This is a genomic window from Microbacterium sp. CH12i, from assembly GCF_000685355.1.
GTDB lineage: Bacteria > Actinomycetota > Actinomycetes > Actinomycetales > Microbacteriaceae > Microbacterium.
The window spans coordinates 380,653-401,193 of the sequence record NZ_JHET01000003.1; the positions used below are offsets into that span (position 1 = coordinate 380,653).

Genomic DNA, 20,541 nt, shown 5'->3' on the forward strand with positions numbered 1-20,541 from the left:
AGTACCCGACGCGAGCCGGTAGGCTTCCTCAATGACCCCTTCGCGCCACTTCGACCAGTCGTCGAAGCTTAAGAACGTCCTGTACGAGATTCGCGGCAAAGCGCTCGTTGAGGCGGCGCGGCTCGAGGCCGAGGGTCACAACATCCTCAAGCTCAACACCGGCAACCCGGCGATCTTCGGTTTCGAGGCTCCGCATCAGATCGTGCACGACATGCTCGCTGCCCTCCCCACAGCGCACGGCTACAGCGACAGCCGGGGGATAATCTCCGCGCGCCGTGCTGTGGTGAGCCGATATGAGCAGATTGATGGATTCCCCAAGTTCGGTCCAGACGACGTCTACCTTGGCAACGGTGTCTCTGAGCTGATCACGATGACGATGCAGGCTCTCCTCGACGAAGGAGACGAGGTGCTGATTCCTGCGCCTGACTACCCGTTGTGGACGGCGATGACCAGCCTCGCTGGAGGCACTCCGGTGCACTACCTGTGCGACGAACAGAACGGGTGGGAACCCGATCTGGAAGACATCCGAGCCAAGGTCACGCCGAAAACCAAGGCGATCGTCATCATCAACCCGAATAACCCAACCGGTGCGGTCTATTCGCGTGAGGTGCTGCAAGGTCTCGTGCAGATTGCGCGCGAGAACGAACTGCTGATCCTCTCCGACGAGATCTACGACCGGATTCTCTTCGATGACGCCGTGCACATCCCTACGGCTACTCTCGCGCCCGATCTGCTGTGTCTGACCTTCAACGGTCTCTCCAAGACCTACCGGGTGGCGGGCTTCCGCTCTGGTTGGCTGGTCATCACGGGGCCGCAGAAGCACGCGACGGGTTTCCTTGAGGGCATCACTTTGCTCGCATCGACGCGGCTCTGCCCCAACGTCCCCGCTCAGCACGCTGTTCAGGCAGCACTCGGGGGCGTGCAGTCCATCGGCAGCTTGATCGCGCCGACGGGTCGCCTGCATCAGCAACGCGACGTCGCTTGGGAAGGACTAGAGTCGATTCCAGGAGTCTCATGCGTCAAGCCGCAGGGCGCGCTCTATGCGTTCCCCCGTCTGGACCCGAACGTCCACGAGATTCATGATGATGCGAAGTTCGTCTACGACCTGCTTGTCAGCGAGCACATATTGCTCGTGCAGGGCACCGGTTTCAACTGGCCCACTCCGGATCACTTCCGCGTGGTGACGCTGCCGGAACCGCGCGTGCTCGGCGAGGCCATCGAACGACTCGGGAACTTCCTCGCCGACTACCGGCAGTGATCGCGGACCCGTGCGACTTCGCCGGCTCGAGGTGCTCGGAGAGTCGGCGCACGGCTGCGACCAGCGCGGAACGCGGGGTGACATCGGCCATCGGGCGGGCGTGCAGCAGCGCGGCATCCGCCGCCCGCTGATCGAAGGGTAAGAAGGTGACGTCGGTGATGCCAGCGAAGCGTTCCAGGGCTCGTCGCACCTGTCCGCGCGCGTCGATTCCCAACGGGCCAGGTCGCAGCTGATTCGCGACCACAGCGATGTGTGCAGTCGGTCCGATCAGTCCGCGCAGTTCCGCATGGTCCCGGAGGAATCGCGAGATCGATAGGGGATCGGCCGCAGTGACAGCCACCACGATGTCGGCTTCCCTCAGCACAGTGGTCGTTGCGGCATGGCGTCTAGGACCTGCCAGATCGTCGGAGACCTCCTCATCGGCATCGAACGCCGCCGAGACGTCGACGATGGTGTCCTGCACCCAATCTCGGCAGAGCCGTAGGGTGGCACCCAGTCGTGCCGCAGAGAGTTCCGCCCAGCGGGACGGGCGGTTGAGGCCCCCGAGTACCTCGAGGCTGCCCGCGCTCGTCTCCACTCGGGTGGCGAGACGGCTGAGTTCTGCGGCATCTAAGCCACCGAGGTCGGCACGTCGACAGGCGGCAGCGATTCCGGGGGCGTCGTCGCCGAGCCCGAGCAGCAGGGCAAGCGCAGGTGCGACGGTATCGGCATCAACCAGTGCGCAGCTCTGACCGGAGCGCGTGAGTTCGACGGCGAGTTGGATCGCGACTGTAGACCGGCCCGGAGCGCCGTGCGGACCCCACACCGCAATGATCCGACGTCGCGTCGGGACGTCAACCGGTGCGGCAGTGCGCGGCGTCTCGTCGCTGAGTGCATCGGCGATGCGCCAGGATTCGGTGTCCTCTGGGAGTGCCTCTGGCAAGCCATAGCGACCGAGCAATCGAGAATCACCGCTGCCGAGTGTGACGATTCGTACGCCCGCCCGGTCACATGCGGCCACCAGATCGCTCGAGAGTGCCGCTCTCGTGGCCGGAAGGATCACGCATCCGCGTTGATGAGAACGTCATCGGTGAGTGCCGAAGGCGCCACAATGCCGACGATTCTGATACCGTCGCGCTCGAGTGAGGTGCGGAGCATCGATGCCCTGGGCTCGGCGAGGGCGATCAGCGCTGATGTCATGAACCCGCCCCGGTTGGCACGACGGACAGTGCAGCGCCGCTGGTGATTGCGGCGAGAACGTCGGCGACGTCGGCTCTGTCGATCACCAGTCTAACGCTGCGCTGCGCTGCGCGAGAACTCCGTCGACCTCGGGAATCGAGGCGACAACCACGTCGGCCGCGAGGATCCGCGGGGCGTCGAATCCGTCCCCGTCAGCAAGCGGCGGTGAGAACCAGAGCTCGACCGCCGTTCCCACGGCGACGCTCGCTGGGATGCCGACACTGCTCTCGACCACGATGCTGGTGGTGCGGCTGCTCTGTGCGTCCGCGGTGGCGGCAACCGGAATCAGCTCGCCGTCTGCGAGAGTGCGCGCGGCGATCATTCCGGGCGCTAAGTCTTGTGGGGCAAGATACCCATCGACGACGGTGCCGAGGCTCACCTCGACGACGCGGAAGTCGTCCGACACCAGCGCCTCACCCTGCGCGATCGTGCGATCTGCCTGCAGCACGGGTGTCGTCTGACGTGCGGAGGACACGATGAGCCAGACCCCGACGATCGAGAGGATCACCAGAGCAACGCCGATCAGGAACCGGATGTCGCCCCAGAAAGCACGCCGGGCACGAGGTGGGTTCGTCATGCTCACATCGTCACAGACTCACCGGATTCGAGTCGAAAGTTATCCACAGGCTGCGTCAGGAGTGCGCATATATGCCCCGGGCAGGGGAGAATGAGGGTATGGCCGATTCGCCCTCATCTGCTCCTCGCTTCCTCGCGCCAGCGCAGGTTGCCGAGCTGCTCAGCATCGAGGTAGACGAGGTGATCGCTCTCGTCACGGCCGGTCGCCTGCGCGGCGCCCAGCTCGGCACGCCCGCGCGGTGGCGCGTGGCTGAAGACAGCATTTCCGAGTACCTCGCCGAGCAGACAGAAGAGGCGCGGCGGATGGCGCTGTGGCGCCAGGCGGATGCGGCGAGCTTCCCCGAAGTGTGGGGAACGCAGCGCCCGACTCGCTAGATCACCGCATCTCCTAGATCACCGCGTCGCGGGGATGCGCCCAGACGAGGGCGTCGAACGGCACCATTCGAAATGCCCGAACGGCAGCCGCACGTCTGGCGTCGCCCGCATCGTGCACAGCCAGATCGAGGTGGTCGGCCCCCGCCCTGTCCACCGTTCCATGCAGAATCTCGCCATCGCGCAGCGCAACGCGCAGTGCGAGGCGGCGGCGCGCGAGGTCGCGGAAGAGAAATCCTAGGGTCATCCGCTCACGCAGCGTATCCGGCAGAAGCGTCGCATAGTCGAGCGTTGCCAGAAGCGAGCCATGATCTGTCTCGAGGCTCGTCACCGCGGTCAGTGGGACGATCAGTGTGCCGTTGGCATCTGTGCTCTCGGTTGCGATCCAGTCGGCGCCAATGGCACGCAGTGTGACGGCACGACGTTCACCATCGGATAGCCGAAGTACGACGATACTGTCGCGCTGTTCCAGCACGCGTAGCCGCGTACGAAGACTGAGCTTCGCGATGCGCAGGCGCTCGGATTCGGCGTCGAGGACCGCCCTCTCAGCCTCCCATTCGGCGGCGAGCTGCCCCTCGAGGTCTTCGAATACGCGATCCCAATGCACGGGTTTGAGCGTAGGGGACGGCGGACCGCGTGTACGAGTTATCCACAATTTGCGTCTTTGGACCCCCGCGCGGGGGTCGTCAGATGATCTACTGGCACGAATTCAGACTGAAAGTGATGACGATGATGCTTCATGAGTACTTCGCACCGCAGCCAACGCCAGCGGTCGACCTGCCGGATCCCACACCGCTGCTCGGGAGCCTCACGCAGGGGGTCCTGGAGGTGTTTGCGGGAGTCCGCGAGCTTGATCAGCTCGCGCGCTGGTTCAGTGAGGAGGCGTATCGAAAGCTCGGTGCCCGTTCGAACCTCGCTGGGCGAGCGCGCAGTGCCAGGGGTGTTCCGCCGGTGCGTCCCGTCTTCGAGGTGCTCTCGATGAGACAGACTTCGCCCGCTGACGGTGTCGTCGAAGCCGTCGTGATCGTTGCCGGTCCAGGGCGCACGCGAGCCGTCGCCATCCGGCTGGAGGGTCTGGACCGGCGCTGGCGTGCCACGTCTTTCGCCGTGTTGTGAGCGGGGCGTGAGTGTGAGCGGGTCGTGGCAGGGGCGGCCAGTAGGCTTGTGATGTGTCAACCCTCAGTGATCTTGTCCACGCCCAGGGGCGCCTGACCGACAACGATGTCGAATGGCTCCATCGTCTCTCCGGCGACGGGCAGCTGCTCGCCGATCTTGCCTCGGCAGACATTGTGCTGTGGATCGGAACGACAGACGGCTCGTTCGTCGCGGTGGCGCATACGCGCCCGAGCGGTGCCGCGACGCTGTTTTATCGTGACATCGTCGGCGAGCGGGTTCGTCCGCAGTGGCGCACGCAGGTGCACGGTGCGTTCGATTCCGGTGAGATCGTCGATTCTTCGTCTCCAGACTGGTTCGAGGAGACCCCGACCAGAGTGCGTGCCGTACCTATCGTGCGTGAGCGTGGAAAGGACGGCAACCGGCCGCCTGTCATCGGTGTCGTCACTCGTCACACCAATCTCGGCGAGGCGCGCGCGCCGTCACGACAGCAGATTACATTCGACGAATGCGCCGACGACCTGTTCCGGATGATCGCCTCCGGCGAGTTCCCAGATCTGACAGCTCCCACGTCGCCACGCCGCGGTGCTCCGCGTGCGTCCGACGGACTCATTCGCATCGACGTGGATGGCATCAGCACTTTTGCCAGCCCGAACGCTCTCTCTGCCTTCAATCGGATGGGCTTCGATGACGAGCTAGAGGGGCAGTCACTTGCCGAAGTGACCACCGGCATCCTCCCATCAAGCCGTCAAATTGACGAGTCGCTTCCCGTTGTCGTCACTGGACGAGCGCCATGGCGCACTGACATCGAGGCGCGCGGTGTGACCGTGTCGCTGCGCGCGATCCCGCTGAAGGATCACGGTACCCGCATCGGCGCGATCATCCTGTGCCGCGATGTGAGCGAGCTTCGCCATCAAGAGCAAGAGCTGATCACCAAGGATGCGACGATCCGTGAGATTCACCATCGGGTGAAGAACAATCTGCAGACAGTGGCCTCGCTGCTGCGCATCCAGGCTCGACGCACCCACTCAGACGAGGCTCGGGATGCTCTCACCCAGGCGATGCGACGTGTCGACGCGATCGCCGTTGTGCACGACACGCTGGCCCAGGGCTGACTCAGACCGTCGACTTCGATGAGGTCTTTCACCGCGTGCTCAAACTGGTCGCAGAAGTGGCATCGGCCCCCAATACTCGAGCCCGAACCCACTCGACGGGTCATTTCGGTGTGCTGCCGAGCGAGTATGCGACTCCGTTGGCACTCGCGCTCACCGAAGTCGTCACAAATGCTGTCGAGCACGGGCTCGCCGGCACTGACGGAACAGTCACGATCGATGCGGTGCGAACCGACGAGAAATTGCACGTCTCGGTCCGCGATACCGGCCACGGACTCAAGGACGGTCGAATCGGTCAGGGCCTCGGCACTCAGATTATCCGTACGCTCATCCAGGGCGAACTGGGTGGTTCGATCGACTGGCAGGGTAGCGAGGGCAAGGGCACCGAGGTGACCATTGACATCCCGATGCGCTGGCTTAAGAAGTGAGAGAGGGCCCTCGTGGAGGGCCCTCTCTCACTTCTGTGCGTAATCGATGCTTAGGAAGCGCGGCGCGCGCGAGCGGCGCGGCGCTTGAGTGCGCGGCGCTCGTCCTCAGAGAGACCGCCCCACACTCCAGAGTCCTGGCTGCTCTCCAGTGCGTACTGCAGGCAGACCTCAGTTACCGTGCACGTGGCGCAAACAGTTTTCGCCTTCTCGATCTGATCGACTGCTGGACCCGTGTTCCCCACTGGGAAGAACAGCTCAGGGTCGACAGTCAGGCAGGCGGCTTTGTCGCGCCAGTCCATGGGGCTCCTCGTGTGGATTCTTGTGAGCTATCGCAGTGCGATGGCTCGGTGACGGGCGACAGATCGGGTTGACGTCGCCCTTAGGTGATGCGAGCTAATGCCCGCCCCACGCCGCTGTGGGAGCACATGACTGTTAACATTGTGTTACAGCTTGGGCGTGAAATCAAGGATTTTATGCTTACAAATCTGATTTCTCAGGAGAAACATTGCGTTCACCCGGTCTTGCAGCATCTGCAGCCGCAGTTCTCGCGCTTGAGGGCGCAGGTCTGTTTATTCTCGCACTCATTGAGCTGTTCGGGCTCGGATCGGGGGATGCGGCGTCTCTTCCGACGGCAATTGCGTTGATTGTGCTGACGCTCATTGGTGCTGCAGCGCTGTTCGCATTCGCCGCTGGCACGCGCCGCGGGCACACCTGGGCGCGCTCGGGGGGCGTCGTGCTGCAAGTGCTTGCCGTTGCGCTCGCACTTACATCTCTCACGGTTCAGCCAGTGGTGTGGCCTTTCGTCCTCGGTGTCGGGCTGCCCGGCCTTGTTGGGTTCATCCTGCTGATTGCCAGCTCGCGTCGCGAGAGCATCGAGAACGCACCGAACGCAGCTGACGAACCCAGCTGACGAACCCAGCTGACGAATCCAGTGACATGCCCAGCTGAGAAGTGCTGCTCGTGCGTCAGCCGACGCCGAGAGTCTTGCGCAACCGGGCAACGTGACCGGTTGCTTTGACGTTGTAAAGCGCGTGCGTGATTATGCCGCTCTCATCGAGCACGAAGGTCGAGCGGATGACACCCTCAACGACCTTGCCGTAGTTCATCTTCTCGCCCCAGACGCCATACGCGGTGTGCACCGCGTGGTCGGGGTCACTGAGCAACGTGAAGGTGAGACCGTCGCGTTCGCGGAACTGGGCGAGCCGTGCCGGTTCGTCACGCGAGATCCCGATGACCCGGTACCCGGCACCCTGCAGTGAGGAGATGCTGTCGCGGAAATCGCAGGCTTGCGTGGTGCAGCCGGGGGTCATCGCCGCAGGGTAGAAGTACAGGATCGTCTTCTGGCCGTGCAGGTCAGCAAGGCTCACCTGAGTGCCATCTTGATCACGCAGAGTGAAGTCGGGGGCAGTCGTTCCGGGGTCTAGGCGCAAGTTCGTCACGCAGCCAGCCTATCGACTGGACGATGATCCCGGATTGGCGTCGGCTTTGTCTGCGAACGTCTGCAACAACCGCTGCAGAGAGTCGAGGCGGGCGAGCTCGGCATCGTTCAGTTCGCCGGCCTGGGACGCTTCGATCAGCGCGCAGTCCGGTGCATCCAGCAGATGCGTGCAGCCACGCGGGCACCTCTCTGCGATCGCCGCGAGTTCGGTGAACGAGGCGAGGATGTTCGCAGGATCGACATGTCCGAGACCGAACGAGCGCACACCGGGGGTGTCGATCACCCAGCCCGTGCCGTCCGGGCTCACATAGCGCAACGACACTGTCGAGGATGACGTGTGGCGGCCCCGTCCGGTGACGAGGTTGACATGACCCGTTGCGCGCATTGCGGACGGCACAAGGGCGTTCACGAGTGTGGACTTGCCGACGCCAGAGTGCCCGACGAACACTGTCGAGTGTCCGATGAGCGCGGCGCCGATCTCGTCGAGGGGCATTTCCTGCTGCGCACTGGTGAAAACCCGCAAATCAAGGCCGTCAAAGTGTGAGAGAAAAGCCGTGGGGTCTGCGATGTCAGTCTTTGTAACGACCAGGAGCGGGCGGACGCCGGCATCCAGCGCCGCAACGAGATAGCGATCAACCAGCCGGGCGCGCGGTTCAGGATCAGCCGCGGCGACGACAATCAGCATCTGATCGGCATTCGCCACGATCACGCGCTCCACCTCGTCGGTGTCATCGGCACTGCGGCGCAGCAGCGAGGTGCGCTCGACGACGCCGATGATACGGGCGAGCGTGCCATCGTCACCTGTGGTGTCGCCGACGACACGCGCCTGATCGCCGGTGACGATCGGGAACCGGCGCAATTCTCTGGCACGCGTGGTGGTGATCGTGCGTTCCTCAGTAGTGCCCTCGTCGAGCATCACGCTGTAGCGGCCGCGGTCGACGCCCAGCACCCGCCCGATCTGCGCGTCATCATGCGCGGGGCGACGCTTTGTTCGAGGCCGGTTGCCCTTCGGGTTGGGGCGTACCCGGATGCTGCTCTCATCGAAGTCCTCGAAGTCGCCATCGAGGTCATCGTCAGGATCGAGCCAGCTCACGCGGAGGTGCCCCCCAGCATGCGCTCCCACAGCACCGTGAACTCGGGCAGAGTCTTTGCCGTTGTGCCGATGTCGTCAATCTCGACTCCGGGCACGCGAGTGCCGATGAGTGCGCCCGTTGTGGCGATGCGGTGGTCGTGGTGCGCAGCCCAGCGACCGCCATGCAGAGCACGCGGGATGATCCGCAGGCCATCAGGCAACTCCTCGATTTCGCCGCCGAGTGCAGTGAGGTTGTCGATGAGAGCGGCGATCCGATCCGTTTCGTGCATGCGGATGTGTCCGATGCCGCGGATTGTTGTCGGGCTATTGGCGAACGCAGCGAGTCCGACGATCGTGGGGGAGAGTTCACTGGCCGCTGAGAGGTCTAGATCAACACCGCGGATGGCGTCACCCGCGCGCACGGTCATGGTGCCGCTGTGGCGGCTGACGTGAGCGCCCATCGTCTGCAGAATGTCGGGCAGTAGCGAGCCAGGCTGGGTGGAGTGCAGTGGCCAGCCCGTGATCGAAACCTCGCCGCCGGTCACCATCGCCGCAGCGAGGAACGGGGCAGCGTTAGAGAGGTCGGGCTCGATCGCGACTTCTTTCGCCCGCGGAACGCCAGCCTCGACGAGCCATTCGCCGACGGCCGGGCGTTCGATGCGGATGCCGCGACGGCTGAGTGACTCGATCGTCATGTCGATGTGAGGCAGGCTCGGCAGGTGGTCTCCGATGTGGACCAGGTGCAGCCCGACGTCGAAGCGCGGAGCTGCCAGCAGAAGCCCTGAGACGAACTGGCTGGACGCTGAAGCATCGATCTCGATGCGACCACCGCGAATACGGCCGTGGCCGCGGATCGTGAACGGAAGCGACCAGGTGCCCTCATCGTCGATGTCGACGCCAAGGTCGCGCATCGCAGTGATGATCGCGCCCATGGGGCGATGCAGCGCCGTCTCATGGGCGGTGATGTGGACATCCTGCGCGGCAAGGCCCGCAAGCGGTGCGATGAAGCGCATGACAGTACCGGCTTGGCCGCAGTCGACGGTGCCGCCACCGCGGAGGGGAGCGGGCGTCACGATGAGGTCAGGACCGAACTGTCCATCGCCAGGAACCTCTTCGATTCCGACGCCAAGAACGCGCAACGCGTCGACCATCCGACGGGAGTCATCCGAGTGCAACGGGGCGAGCAGACGGCCGGGGCCGTCTGCTATCGCTGCAATAATCAGCTCCCGGTTGGTCAACGACTTCGACCCCGGAATGGTCAGCGTCGAGTGCACAGCGCCGGTCGCCGCGGGCGCAACGTAGGCGCCCCGGGCGGGGGAAGGGGAATACCGAGTGTCGCTCATCGGTTTCCACCTTAGTGAACGTCGGCGAAAGCGCCGAGAAGGAGTCGTGATGGTTGCAATACTGCAAAGCGAGCATGAAGTGCTCTCCGGCTTAGACTGGCCGGTGATGGATGACATGGCACCCGCTGATACGGTCGGCGACGCTCGGCGTGAGTTCGAGGAACAGGCGATCCCCTTCATGGATCAGCTTTACGCTGCGGCGATGCGGATGACGCGCAACCCCGCAGACGCGGCAGACCTCGTGCAGGAAACCTTCGTCAAGGCTTTTGGGTCGTGGGCGTCGTTCACGCAGGGCACCAACCTGAAGGCGTGGCTCTACCGCATCCTCACGAACACCTACATCAACATCTATCGCAAGAAGCAGCGCGAACCGTTCCAAGGCACCCTCGATGAACTCGAGGACTGGCAGATGGGCGGAGCGGAGTCGACGACAGCAACGCACAGTCGCTCGGCTGAAGCAGAAGCGATCGATCGGATGCCCGCGTCCGCTGTGAAGGACGCGCTCCAGGAAGTCCCAGAAGACTTCCGACTCGCGGTGTACTTGGCTGACGTGGAGGGATTCGCGTACCAGGAGATCGCCGACATCATGAAGACCCCCATCGGCACAGTGATGAGCCGCCTGCATCGTGGCAGGCGGATGTTACGAGAGCTGTTGGCAGATTATGCCGCTGAGCGAGGAATCGCCACGGCCGCTACAAGGAGCAAGAAATGAGCGATTGCGGCTGCAGCAAGGCCCGTCAAGACCTGGAGGAATACCTCCGCAACGAGGTGTGCAAGACCGAGCACTCTGAGATTCGCGAGCACATCGAGAACTGCCCGTCGTGCCAGGGCGAGGCGCTTGTCGCCACGACTCTGACCGAGGTTGTCTCGCGAGCGTGCAAGGAGACTGCCCCGGAAGAGTTGCGCGATCAGGTGCTCGCGAAGCTGCGTGCGGCGCAGACCGCCGCGCACTGACGCACGAGACTGACGCCACGTCGGAGCCTGCCTTTAGGCTGGAGAGATGACCGACGCACGCACTGTCCCCGTCGACCCCACATCCGTCGAGCGACTGGCGGGTCAGAATCTGACCTACCGGATGATTGACACCGCATCGGATGCTGATTCCGAAGCGTTCTTCCGCGCGGACATGCGCGGCTTCCTTGATCCGGATCCGACTGCGGAGGTCGTCACCGCGACGACAGACGCGCTTAAGGACCGACGTAACATTGGTGTGTTCGAGGCTGGGGTCGCCGTCGGCACATTGCCCGTCGCCACGGTGAACTCCTGGATCACACCGCTCACCGTTCCCGGCGGCGAAGTCGACATGTGGGCGATCAGCTCGGTGACTGTTTCAGGCACCCATCGACGTCGTGGGATCGCCCGCGCTCTGCTCGAGGGTGAACTGCGCGCCGCGGCATCCGCTGGTGTCGCGATTGCCGGACTTACTGTCTCTGAGGCCACGATCTACGGTCGCTACGGTTTCGCCTCGGCGGTCCCAGTGGCGAAGATCACCGTCGACACCCGTCGAGCGGGATGGGCTGCACCCGCGCCCGCAGGGCGAGTGGAGTACATCGACAAGGAGACACTCAAGGAGCACCTGTCGACCCTGCATGAGGTGGCACGCACGCAGCGTTCCGGGCAGATCGCTGGCTGGGACATGCGGTGGGATCGCGTCGCAGGGCTCACTCCTGATCATCCGGCCCCCGCCGCAGTGCGCGGAATCCGTTACCTGGATGAGCACGGTGCTGTACGCGGGGTGATGGCCTACAAACTCAGCGAGATCCCGGATGCCTTCCGCTTCGAGATGTCGATCTTCCACATCTCAGCAGTGACTCCTGACGCGCTCACGGCGCTCTGGGGTTTCGCGCTCCAACATGACCTGGTCGACAAGATCAGCGTCGATCTTCGCCCTATTGACGACCCGCTGCCCTGGCTCGTGAACGACCGGCGAGGCGTTGAGGTCACGGTGCATGACCACGGGTGGCTGCGCATCCTTGATGTGCCAGCGGCATTGTCTGCGCGCACATACCGTGCGCCGCTCGATCTGGTGCTGCGTGTGGGCGACGCACAGGGCTTCGCAGCGGGCGCATGGCGGCTCACGGTCACTGATGGGCGTGCGACGATTACTCCGGTCGCCGAGGACACCGTAGACATCACGCTCGACGTCTCCACTCTGTCGGCGTTGTACGCCGGGGGAGTGAGTGCGGTGCAGTTGCGTGCGTGCGGCCGGTTGGATGCCACGGCAGAAGCCGCGGCATCCCTCGACGATGCCTTCCGAGCGGTAGAGGCCCCGCTGCTCGGAATCTGGTACTAGAACGAATCGGGTATTAGAGCGATGTCTCTGGTACCCGAACGAATGTGTCGCGCGGTGCGGTGAAGATCAGTTCAGCGTGAGGGCGCGCTTGAGCAGGTCGGCCTGCTCAGCGGCGTGCACCTTCGACGAACCTGTTGAGGGGGAAGCAGACGCCGTGCGTGCGATCGTGCGGAAGCCCCGACCGCCGGTGACCTTTGCGAACGCGAGAGCGAGGAACGGCCAGGCACCCTGGTTTTCCGGCTCTTCCTGAACCCACACCAGCTCGGCGTCGGGTAGGAGTCGGTCATCGCCTTGAGCGCGTCGATCGGCGTCGGATACAGCTGCTCCAGCCGTACAAGTGCGATCTCCGGGTTGGGGTTCTTGTCCAATTCGCTGCGCAGATCCCAGTGCACCTTGCCTGAGTGAACGAGTACGCGCTTGACTGCATCGCGGTTGAGGCCACGGTCGTCGTCCAGCAACGGCTCGAAGCGGCCCTGCGTGAAGTCCTCGACCTGGCTGGTTGCTCCGCGAAGTCGCAGCATTGCCTTCGGCGTGAAGACGATGAGCGGACGGCGAGGTCGCATGTACGCCTGGCGACGCAGCAGGTGGAAGTACGATGCCGGCGTTGAGGGGCGTGCGACGGTCATGTTGTCCTGAGCACACAGCTGCAGGAAGCGCTCGATGCGAGCCGAAGAGTGGTCGGGTCCCTGGCCTTCGTAGCCGTGGGGGAGAAGAAGTGTGACGCTGGACTGCTGACCCCACTTCTGCTCGGCAGCCGAAATGTACTCGTCGATAACAGCCTGTGCGGTGTTCGCGAAGTCGCCGAACTGAGCCTCCCAGAGCACAAGGGCTTCTGGCGCCTCGACGGAGTAGCCGTACTCATAGCCCAGTGCCGCGTACTCGCTCAGCAGCGAGTCGTAGACGAAGAAGCGTCCCTGTGTCTCAGAGAGGTTCGCCAGCGGCAACCATTCCTGGCCGTTCGCGCGATCGTGCATGACGGCGTGACGCTGCACGAAGGTCCCGCGGCGGGAGTCCTGGCCGGCAAGACGCACCGGGGTGCCCTCAGCCAGCAACGATCCGAACGCGAGCAGCTCGCCGAAGCCCCAGTCGATGTTGCCGCTGCGGGTCATTTCGACGCGCTTGTCGAGCAACTGCTGGATCTTCGGGTGAACGGTGAAGCCCTCTGGCTTGTTCGCGAAGGCCTCGCCGATGAGGTTGATGACCTCGGTGGAGATCCCGGTCACCTCGGGCTCACCGACGACCGGGTCCACCTGAATGAGGTCAGGAGCAATCGGAGTTGCACCGGTCTCGGCCGCGTGGGTCTCCGCAAAAGCGACCTCGAGGCGGCTCTGGAAGTCGTCCTTGTTCTGCTCGTACTCTTCTTCGGTGATGTCGCCGCGTCCAACGAGCGCCTCGGTGTAGAGCTTGCGGACTGAGCGCTTGGCCTGGATGAGGTCGGTCATCAGCGGCTGCGTCATCGACGGGTCATCGCCCTCGTTGTGGCCACGGCGGCGGTAACAGACGAGATCGATCACGACGTCGCGGTGGAAGCGCTCGCGGTATTCGAAGGCGAGGTGTGCCACACGGATGACTGACTCTGGGTCATCGCCATTCACGTGGAAGATCGGCGCCTGAGTGGTCTTGGCGACGTCTGTCGCGTAGACGGACGTACGGGCATCCGTCGGTGTCGTGGTGAAACCAACTTGGTTGTTGACAACCACGTGGATCGTGCCGCCGGTGCGGTAGCCGCGCAACTGCGCCATCTGCAGAGTCTCAACGACGATGCCCTGTCCCGCGAAGGCCGCATCACCGTGAACGAGGATCGGCAGCCACGAGAACGTTCCGATGGGCTTGCGGTCCTGCTTTGCGCGGACGATGCCCTCGAGCACGCCATCGACGGTCTCAAGGTGTGAGGGGTTCGCAGCGAGGTGGATCGGCAACTCGGAGCGGTCATCGGCGATGAAGGTGCCCTCGGTGCCGAGATGGTACTTGACGTCACCCGAACCGCGCTGGTTGCCGGGAGTCTGGATGCCTTCGAACTCGCGGAATACCTGGCCGTAGGTCTTGCCGGCGATGTTGGTGAGCACGTTGAGCCGGCCGCGGTGGGCCATGCCGATCGCAGCCCCGTCGAGGCCCGAGGTCGCCGCGCCCTGAAGGATCTCGTCGAGCAACGGGATCAGCGACTCGCCGCCCTCGAGCGAGAAGCGCTTCTGGCCGACGAACTTCGTCTGCAGGAAGGTCTCGAACGCCTCGGCTTCGTTGAGCTTGCGGAGAACCCGCAGCTGCTCATCGTGGCCGGGCTTCTGGTATTTGACCTCGACCTGCTCCTGGAACCAGCGACGCTGCTCTGGGTCTTGGATGTGCATGTACTCGATGCCGAGCGTGCGGCAGTACGAGTCACGGAGGACACCGAGGACGTCGCGAAGCTTCATCACGCGCTTGCCACCGAAGCCGCCGGTGACAAACTCGCGGTCGAGGTCCCAGAAAGTCAGTCCGTGACTTTCGATCTCGAGGTCGGGGTGCGAGCGCTGCACATATTCGAGTGGGTCGATGTCGGCCATGAGGTGACCGCGCACACGGTAGGAGTTGATGAGCTCCTGTACGCGAGCCTGCTTGTCGACGCGTTCTGCGAGGTCGACGGCGATGTCTGAGTTCCAGCGGATCGGTGCGTAGGGGATGCGCATGGCCGCGAAGATGTCGTCGTAGAACCCGCGCTGACCGATCAGCACCTCGTGCACCTTCTTCAGGAACTCGCCGGAGCCGGCGCCCTGGATGACGCGGTGGTCATAGGTGCTGGTGAGGGTGATCGTCTTGCCGATACCCAGTTCTGCGAGTGTCCTGTCGCTGGAGCCCTGGAACTCCGCGGGGTACTCGAGGCGCCGGCGCCGATGATGCAGCCCTGGCCCTTCATCAGACGCGGCACGGAGTGCACCGTGCCGATGCCACCCGGGTTGGTCAGCGAGACCGTGGTGCCCTGGAAGTCGGCTGCGGTCAGCTTGTTGGCACGCGCGCGGGTGACGAGGTCTTCGTACGCTGAGAGGTACTCGGTGAACGTCAGCGTGTCGGCACGCTTGATAGACGGCACCATGAGCGCACGAGTGCCGTCGGGCTTGGGCAGATCGATGGCAATGCCGAAGTTGACGTGCGCGGGTGCGATGACGGAGGGCTTGCCGTCGATCTCGGCGTAGAACACGTTCTGGCTCGGGAACTCCTTCAGTGTCTGGATGAGCGCCCAGCCGATGAGGTGCGTGAAGCTGACCTTGCCGCCGCGTGAGCGCGACATGTGGTTGTTGATGACGATGCGGTTGTCGATCAGCAGCTTCGCTGGGATCGTGCGGACGCTCGTCGCGGTCGGAACAGTCAGCGACTGATCCATATTTGCCGCAAGAGTTTTGGTCATCCCGCGCAGCGGAGTGACGGTGTCTTCGTCGGCTGGGTGATCGGCGGGCTTCGCTTTCGGCTCAGGCTTAGGTGCCTGTGCAGGGATCGGTGCGCGAGTCGCCGGCTTGGCCGTCGTACGGGCGACCGGCTGCGAGCCAATCACCGGGATCGGAGCAGTTACGGGGTGCTCGTTCGACCCGTTCTGCACGGGAGCCTGCGCAGGTGTCGAGGAGGTCGAAGTGGAGGGGGTCGAAGCATCCGATCGGTAGTTCTCCAGGATCGGCCACCACTCCTTATCAACGGAGTTACGATCTACCTTGAACTGCTCGTAGAGCTCGTCGACGAGCCACGAGTTGGCTCCGAACCCTCCGTCGTCTGTACCTTCGACGCCGGTCACCTGGTTCGACACGCGCTATCGCCCTCTTTCATCGCTGAAGCTGTTCTGTATTTCACGCGATTTCGGGAGGCCCCCTGGTTCGCGCATCCTGTCTTCTAGCCTAACGTGTTCCCGCCGGTGAATAGGCGCGTGCGACCACCCGATTCACGTCGAGGAAAGCTACCGTGGAGGTATGGAATTTGTCAGCGAGCAGCCGACCGTAGATCTGACTTACTCGGATGTCTTCCTGGTGCCGCGACGATCGGGTATCACCAGCAGACTCGAGGTCGATCTCGCACCGCGGGACGGCACGCCAGCGACTATCCCGCTGGTCGCGTCGAATATGAACTCGGTCACGGGGCCCGACTTGCAGCGGTGCTCGCCCGCCGCGGAGGCCTCGGCATCCTTCCGCAGGACATGCCACTGCAGGACCTGGATGCCGCGATCCGCGAGGTGAAACGCCAGCCCGTCGAATGGGACACCCCGCTGATTCTGGCGCCGAGTGCGTCCGTCGCCGATGCGCTGCGACTGCTCCCTGCGACACCGGGACACGGCATCGTTGTCGCTGAGCGAGGCGGCGGAGAAGCGCTCAAGGCGTCAGACGTTCGCGGCATCGTGCCCGCCACTCGACTGGCCACCGCACTTCCGGATGCGCAGTTGGGCGATCTCGTGCACGCTGGCAGTCCCGCGCTGGATGCTGAGGACATCACGAGCGGCCGCGCTGCCTTCGACGTCATCACCGAGGCAGGTGCCGAGCTCGTGACCATCGTTCGTCACGGTCACGTCGTCGGCACTCTCAGCGCCCGCAGCGCTCTGCGCTCGACGCTATACAAGCCGGCCGTCGATGCGAATGGCCGGCTGGCGGTGGGAGCGGCGGTCGGAATCAATGGAGACGTCGCAGCCAAGGCCAAGGCGCTCGCCTCAGCCGGAGTGGACGTGCTCGTCATTGACACCGCGCACGGCCACCAGGAGGGGATGCTGCGCGCGCTCGCCGCAGTGTCGGCACTGAACCTCGGCATCCCCCTGGTCGCGGGCAACGTCGTCACCGCAGACGGAGCGAACGACCTCGTTGACGCGGGAGCATCGATCCTCAAGGTCGGTGTCGGCCCTGGCGCGATGTGCACCACTCGCATGATGACCGCTGTAGGGCGTCCACAGTTCTCGGCCGTGCTGGAGACCGCGCAGGCCGCGCATGAGCTCGGTGCGCACGTCTGGGCAGACGGGGGAGTGCGCTACCCACGCGACGTTGCGCTCGCGCTCGCCGCAGGCGCAGCATCCGTCATGATCGGCTCCTGGTTCGCTGGCACGATTGAGGCTCCCGGCCAGTTGCAGTCAGATGCCGACGGTCGGATCTACAAGGAATCGTGGGGGATGGCGTCGACCAAGGCGGTGCAAGCCCGCTTCGGGCGACTGGACGCCTACGAGCGTGCCCGCAAAGAACTCTTCGCCGAGGGCATCTCGTCATCGAAGATCTACCTTGACCCGATGCGGCCGGGAGTTGAGGACCTGCTCGACATGATCACGTCGGGCGTGCGGTCCTCGTTCACCTACGCAGGTGCCTCTTCGGTGCCGGAGTTCCACGAACGCGCACTGGTCGGACGCCAGTCTGCGGCCGGGTACGAAGAGGGCAAGGCGCTGCCAGTCAGCTGGTAAGGGTCCGCGGCGCGAAGCGGATGCTGAACCAGCGGCGAACGCGCCGCGGGACACGGTAGAATAGTCACCACAATGGACGACCCTCCCAGTTGCAGAACTTCGCCCCACTGCCCGCCCTTCCTCTCTGAGGAGGGGAACGACTGATGGACTACGTCATGTTGGGAGTGGGGCTCCTTCTCACAGTAGGCACTGGCCTCTTCGTTGCAAGTGAGTTCGCGCTCGTCAATCTCGACCGCGCCGAACTCGAAGCGCGCCAGGCGCGCGGCGAGACGCGACTCGCTCTCACGATTAGCGCGCTGAGGCACACGTCGACGCACCTTTCATCGGCACAGCTCGGAATCACGCTGACTACGCTGCTCACCGGTTTCACTATGGAGCCAGCGCTGTCGAATCTGCTGTCGCCCGTGTTCACGTCGTGGGGCATCTCTGAAGCCGCGGTGCGGCCGATCTCGACCGTGATTGCCATGCTCGTGGCGACGACGTTGTCGATGATCCTCGGTGAGCTAGTTCCGAAGAACTTCGCGCTCGCCCTCCCGGTCGCGACCGCGAAGCTTGTCATCCCGTTCCAGGTGGCATTTACGACAATCTTCAAGCCCGCTGTCGTCGTCCTCAACGACAGCGCGAACGCCATGTTGCGAGCGATGGGCATTGAACCGAAAGAAGAACTGTCGGGCGCACGCACCGCCGAGGAACTCTCCTCGCTCGTGCGCCGCTCTGCGATGGCCGGCTTGCTCGAAGCCGATACCGCGACTCTGCTGGATCGTAGCCTCACCTTTGCCCGGCTTTCGGCTGCCGATGTGATGACCCCGCGCCCGAGCATGCACGCGATTGCGGCCGGCGACTCAGCGGAAGATGTCATCCAGCTCGCCCGCCGCACCGGCCACAGCCGCTTCCCGGTTTATGACGACGACATGGATGACATCACCGGCGTCGTGCATTTGAAAGCAGCTGTCTCTGTCCCCCGTGAGCGGCGAGCCGACGTTCCGGTCGGCGCGCTCGCCACCGAGCCCTTGCGCGTTCCTGAAACGCAGCACCTTGACGTGCTGATGTCTGAGCTGCGAGCCAAGGGCTACCAGCTCGCGATCGTCGTCGACGAATACGGCGGAACCGCAGGCATCGTCACGCTAGAGGATCTGGTCGAAGAGATCGTCGGCGAGGTGTCCGATGAGCACGACCGAAGCCGCGCGGGCATCGTCCTTGGCCGCGATTCCATCACTTTCCCTGGCGAATTGCGCCCAGATGAACTTCAGAACCGCGCCGGAGTGCGCGTCCCAGAAGGAGACGTGTACGACACCGTGGCCGGTTACATCATGAGTGTGCTTGAGCGCGTCCCGATGGCGGGTGACGAGGTCAGCCTCGATTCCGGTGTGCTGGAGGTCGTCCGGATGGACGGACGCCGCGTTGACCGCATCCGCTATAGGCCGGTCCCGGTCGATGCCGCGTCAGCGGAGGTGGCACGATGAACGACTGGGCAGGACTCGTCTGGCTCGTGGTGCTTCTCGTCGTGAACGCCTTCTTCGTTGGCGCCGAATTCGCAGTGATCTCTGCCCGGCGCTCGCAGATCGAACCCCGCGCAGAAGAAGGCTCCCGCGCGGCAAAGACCGCGCTCTACGCGATGGAACACGCGACACTCATGCTCGCGACCTCGCAGCTCGGAATCACGATCTGCTCGCTGCTGATCCTGAACGTCTCCGAACCCGCGATTCACCATCTGCTCGGAATCCCGATGCACGCATTCGGGTGGGCGGATGCGGTGGTAGACGTCGTCGCATTCGTTATCGCACTCCTACTGGTGTCGTACCTGCACGTAGTATTCGGCGAGATGGTGCCGAAGAACCTGGCCTTCTCGATCCCCGATCGTGCCGTGCTGATTCTCGCGCCGCCGCTGGTGTGGATCTCAAAGATCTTCATGCCCGTCATCTGGGTGCTCAACGCGGCGGCCAACGGCGTGCTGCGCCTGTTCCGAGTGGAGCCGAAGAGCGAAGCGTCATCGACGTTCACGCTCGGCGAGGTGGCGACGATTGTCGATCAGTCACGCCGCGAGGGCGTGCTCTCGGACGCGGCGGGTACCGTCTCGAAGGCGGTGGAATTCACCGACAAGAAAGCGCGCGATGTCGCGGTTTTGCTGGGTGACCTCGTGACCTTGCCTCAGACCACGACGCCCGATGATATCGAGCGGGCGGTGGCGCGCTACGGCTTTTCTCGCTATGTGATCGTCGACGATGAGAACATGCCGCTCGGCTACGTGCACTTGAAGGACATCCTGCGGGCGTCGGAGGGGAAAAATGCCGCGACGAAGACCGCGGCGGCGATTCCGTCCAAACGCATCCACCACATGGTCCCGATTCAGGAAGACACCGACCTCGAGGATGCTCTCGCCGTCATGCGTCGTGCTGGACGCCACTTGGCGCGCGTGCGAAACGCGCAGGGCGAAACGACGGCCGTGCTTTTCCTTGAGGACATCTTGGAAGAACTGGTCGGGGAGGTGCAGGACGCCACACGGCGTGTGCACGGTCGCTAGGTGTACTTCCCCGTGAGGTTGTGAACGCGTTCTGAGGGGGTCTTGCCGCCGATGCCGGTGTGGGGTCTGTGGTGATTGTAGTGATGGAGCCAGGTCTCGTAGGCGGCGGCTCGCTCGGATTCGCTGGCGTAGGGTCTCGCATATGCCCACTCGACGGCGAGGGTCCGGTTGAATCGCTCGACTTTCCCGTTGGTCTGCGGCCGATACGGTCTGGTCCACTTGTGCTTGATGGTTTCGCCGAGCGCGGCAGCGAACGCGTGGGATCGGTAGCAGGCGCCGTTGTCGGTCATCACCGCGGTCACGGTCACGCCGAGGCTGGCGAAGAACGCGTTCGCACGAGTCCAGAACCCGGCCGCGGTCTCCTTGCGCTCGTCGTCGAGGATCTCCGAGTACGCGACACGTGAGTTG

Annotated in this window: 18 protein-coding genes and 3 pseudogenes; 11 read left to right on the forward strand and 10 right to left on the reverse strand. The window is 64.0% G+C overall.

Annotated features, from left to right (window positions below; genetic code table 11):
• Window positions 1–31 precede the first annotated feature (31 nt).
• A complete protein-coding gene (locus DC31_RS04910; protein WP_036277519.1) occupies window positions 32–1,258 on the forward strand; it encodes a pyridoxal phosphate-dependent aminotransferase in 1,227 nt (408 codons plus the stop codon).
• Here the strand turns inward: DC31_RS04910 and DC31_RS04915 are convergent.
• The 3 genes from DC31_RS04915 to DC31_RS04920 all read right to left on the reverse strand — a co-directional run bounded on the left by DC31_RS04915 (window position 1,149) and on the right by DC31_RS04920 (window position 3,053).
• Window positions 1,149–2,300: an AAA family ATPase gene (locus DC31_RS04915; RefSeq protein WP_051606420.1), complete on the reverse strand. Its 1,152-nt coding sequence runs from the start codon at window positions 2,298–2,300 to the stop codon at window positions 1,149–1,151. The two genes, DC31_RS04910 and DC31_RS04915, sit on opposite strands and share 110 nt — an antisense overlap.
• Complete coding sequence (locus DC31_RS18400) at window positions 2,297–2,437, reverse strand: hypothetical protein (protein WP_160173204.1); 141 nt, start codon at window positions 2,435–2,437, stop codon at window positions 2,297–2,299. The genes DC31_RS04915 and DC31_RS18400 overlap by 4 nt, the downstream gene beginning before the upstream one ends.
• 82 nt (window positions 2,438–2,519) lie before the next feature.
• Window positions 2,520–3,053 carry an SAF domain-containing protein gene (locus tag DC31_RS04920; protein ID WP_235201345.1) on the reverse strand — a complete coding sequence of 178 codons (534 nt, stop codon included), beginning with the start codon at window positions 3,051–3,053 and terminating at the stop codon, window positions 2,520–2,522.
• A 98-nt stretch (window positions 3,054–3,151) separates the two neighbouring features.
• Here DC31_RS04920 and DC31_RS04925 point away from each other — a divergent pair, with 98 nt between their 5' ends.
• Entirely contained in the window at window positions 3,152–3,427 is a 276-nt protein-coding gene (locus DC31_RS04925; RefSeq protein WP_036277520.1) for a helix-turn-helix domain-containing protein, read from the forward strand.
• A 13-nt stretch (window positions 3,428–3,440) separates the two neighbouring features.
• Here DC31_RS04925 and DC31_RS04930 read toward each other — a convergent pair whose 3' ends face one another.
• Window positions 3,441–4,031, reverse strand: a complete 591-nt coding sequence (locus DC31_RS04930; protein ID WP_036277521.1) for a hypothetical protein — start codon at window positions 4,029–4,031, stop codon at window positions 3,441–3,443.
• Window positions 4,032–4,153: 122 nt separating this feature from the next.
• Here DC31_RS04930 and DC31_RS04935 point away from each other — a divergent pair, with 122 nt between their 5' ends.
• Together DC31_RS04935 and DC31_RS04940 are read left to right on the forward strand one after the other, a co-directional pair.
• Window positions 4,154–4,540, forward strand: coding sequence for an Rv3235 family protein (locus DC31_RS04935; protein WP_200872865.1), 387 nt, complete (start codon window positions 4,154–4,156; stop codon window positions 4,538–4,540).
• Between the two features lie 53 nt (window positions 4,541–4,593).
• Window positions 4,594–6,077: pseudogene (locus DC31_RS04940) on the forward strand (sensor histidine kinase).
• Between the two features lie 50 nt (window positions 6,078–6,127).
• Here the strand turns inward: DC31_RS04940 and DC31_RS04945 are convergent.
• Window positions 6,128–6,376 (reverse strand): WhiB family transcriptional regulator, encoded by a 249-nt coding sequence (locus DC31_RS04945; RefSeq protein ID WP_036277523.1) that lies wholly within the window; start codon window positions 6,374–6,376, stop codon window positions 6,128–6,130.
• A gap of 206 nt (window positions 6,377–6,582) precedes the next feature.
• On the opposite strand from DC31_RS04945, the gene DC31_RS04950 reads away from it, so the two are divergent.
• Window positions 6,583–6,987 (forward strand): hypothetical protein, encoded by a 405-nt coding sequence (locus tag DC31_RS04950; RefSeq protein WP_036277524.1) that lies wholly within the window; start codon window positions 6,583–6,585, stop codon window positions 6,985–6,987.
• A gap of 55 nt (window positions 6,988–7,042) precedes the next feature.
• On the opposite strand, the gene bcp is transcribed toward DC31_RS04950, so the two are convergent.
• Genes bcp through aroA form a run of 3 tightly spaced genes read right to left on the reverse strand, consistent with a single transcriptional unit; the run spans window position 7,043 to window position 9,930 of the window.
• Window positions 7,043–7,516 (reverse strand): thioredoxin-dependent thiol peroxidase, encoded by a 474-nt coding sequence (bcp, locus tag DC31_RS04955; protein ID WP_036277528.1) that lies wholly within the window; start codon window positions 7,514–7,516, stop codon window positions 7,043–7,045.
• 9 nt (window positions 7,517–7,525) lie between these two features.
• Window positions 7,526–8,608, reverse strand: a complete 1,083-nt coding sequence (gene rsgA / locus DC31_RS04960) for a ribosome small subunit-dependent GTPase A (RefSeq protein ID WP_036277755.1) — start codon at window positions 8,606–8,608, stop codon at window positions 7,526–7,528.
• The gene (aroA, locus tag DC31_RS04965; protein ID WP_036277529.1) at window positions 8,605–9,930 is read right to left on the reverse strand and encodes a 3-phosphoshikimate 1-carboxyvinyltransferase; all 1,326 of its coding nucleotides are present in this window, start codon (window positions 9,928–9,930) and stop codon (window positions 8,605–8,607) included. The genes rsgA and aroA overlap by 4 nt, the downstream gene beginning before the upstream one ends.
• Window positions 9,931–9,979: 49 nt before the next feature.
• Between aroA and DC31_RS04970 the strand changes: the two genes are divergently transcribed.
• The 3 genes from DC31_RS04970 to DC31_RS04980 are packed head-to-tail and all read left to right on the forward strand — an operon-like array spanning window position 9,980 to window position 12,223.
• The gene (locus DC31_RS04970; protein ID WP_036277531.1) at window positions 9,980–10,642 is read left to right on the forward strand and encodes a sigma-70 family RNA polymerase sigma factor; all 663 of its coding nucleotides are present in this window, start codon (window positions 9,980–9,982) and stop codon (window positions 10,640–10,642) included.
• On the forward strand, window positions 10,639–10,884 hold the full coding sequence (locus tag DC31_RS04975) for a zf-HC2 domain-containing protein (protein ID WP_036277534.1): 246 nt from the start codon (window positions 10,639–10,641) through the stop codon (window positions 10,882–10,884). Before DC31_RS04970 ends, DC31_RS04975 begins: the two co-directional genes overlap by 4 nt.
• Before the next feature lie 46 nt (window positions 10,885–10,930).
• On the forward strand, window positions 10,931–12,223 hold the full coding sequence (locus DC31_RS04980) for a GNAT family N-acetyltransferase (protein WP_036277536.1): 1,293 nt from the start codon (window positions 10,931–10,933) through the stop codon (window positions 12,221–12,223).
• 66 nt (window positions 12,224–12,289) lie between these two features.
• Here DC31_RS04980 and DC31_RS04985 read toward each other — a convergent pair.
• A pseudogene (locus DC31_RS04985) lies at window positions 12,290–15,992 on the reverse strand (multifunctional oxoglutarate decarboxylase/oxoglutarate dehydrogenase thiamine pyrophosphate-binding subunit/dihydrolipoyllysine-residue succinyltransferase subunit).
• A 160-nt stretch (window positions 15,993–16,152) separates the two neighbouring features.
• Here DC31_RS04985 and DC31_RS04990 point away from each other — a divergent pair.
• The 3 genes and pseudogenes from DC31_RS04990 to DC31_RS05000 all read left to right on the forward strand — a co-directional run bounded on the left by DC31_RS04990 (window position 16,153) and on the right by DC31_RS05000 (window position 20,133).
• Window positions 16,153–17,612: pseudogene (locus tag DC31_RS04990) on the forward strand (GuaB1 family IMP dehydrogenase-related protein).
• 143 nt (window positions 17,613–17,755) lie between these two features.
• A complete protein-coding gene (locus tag DC31_RS04995) occupies window positions 17,756–19,075 on the forward strand; it encodes a hemolysin family protein (protein WP_036277538.1) in 1,320 nt (439 codons plus the stop codon).
• Window positions 19,072–20,133 (forward strand): hemolysin family protein, encoded by a 1,062-nt coding sequence (locus tag DC31_RS05000; protein ID WP_036277540.1) that lies wholly within the window; start codon window positions 19,072–19,074, stop codon window positions 20,131–20,133. Before DC31_RS04995 ends, DC31_RS05000 begins: the two co-directional genes overlap by 4 nt.
• Here DC31_RS05000 and DC31_RS05005 read toward each other — a convergent pair.
• Window positions 20,130–20,541: IS481 family transposase (locus tag DC31_RS05005; protein ID WP_036277542.1), on the reverse strand; the 412-nt coding region annotated here is incomplete at its 5' end. The genes DC31_RS05000 and DC31_RS05005 overlap by 4 nt on opposite strands.

What these genes read in the sequence shown, in the direction of transcription:
- DC31_RS05000 (WP_036277540.1), top strand. Translation starts at nt 19,072, where the DNA reads ATGAACGACTGGGCAGGACTCGTCTGGCTCGTGGTGCTTCTCGTCGTG.
- aroA (WP_036277529.1), bottom strand. Translation starts at nt 9,930, where the DNA reads ATGAGCGACACTCGGTATTCCCCTTCCCCCGCCCGGGGCGCCTACGTT.
- DC31_RS04945 (WP_036277523.1), bottom strand. Translation starts at nt 6,376, where the DNA reads ATGGACTGGCGCGACAAAGCCGCCTGCCTGACTGTCGACCCTGAGCTG.
- DC31_RS04910 (WP_036277519.1), top strand. Translation starts at nt 32, where the DNA reads ATGACCCCTTCGCGCCACTTCGACCAGTCGTCGAAGCTTAAGAACGTC.
- DC31_RS04920 (WP_235201345.1), bottom strand. Translation starts at nt 3,053, where the DNA reads ATGACGAACCCACCTCGTGCCCGGCGTGCTTTCTGGGGCGACATCCGG.
- DC31_RS04970 (WP_036277531.1), top strand. Translation starts at nt 9,980, where the DNA reads ATGGTTGCAATACTGCAAAGCGAGCATGAAGTGCTCTCCGGCTTAGAC.
- DC31_RS04935 (WP_200872865.1), top strand. Translation starts at nt 4,154, where the DNA reads ATGATGCTTCATGAGTACTTCGCACCGCAGCCAACGCCAGCGGTCGAC.
- DC31_RS04980 (WP_036277536.1), top strand. Translation starts at nt 10,931, where the DNA reads ATGACCGACGCACGCACTGTCCCCGTCGACCCCACATCCGTCGAGCGA.
- DC31_RS18400 (WP_160173204.1), bottom strand. Translation starts at nt 2,437, where the DNA reads ATGACATCAGCGCTGATCGCCCTCGCCGAGCCCAGGGCATCGATGCTC.
- DC31_RS04975 (WP_036277534.1), top strand. Translation starts at nt 10,639, where the DNA reads ATGAGCGATTGCGGCTGCAGCAAGGCCCGTCAAGACCTGGAGGAATAC.
- DC31_RS04925 (WP_036277520.1), top strand. Translation starts at nt 3,152, where the DNA reads ATGGCCGATTCGCCCTCATCTGCTCCTCGCTTCCTCGCGCCAGCGCAG.
- DC31_RS04995 (WP_036277538.1), top strand. Translation starts at nt 17,756, where the DNA reads ATGGACTACGTCATGTTGGGAGTGGGGCTCCTTCTCACAGTAGGCACT.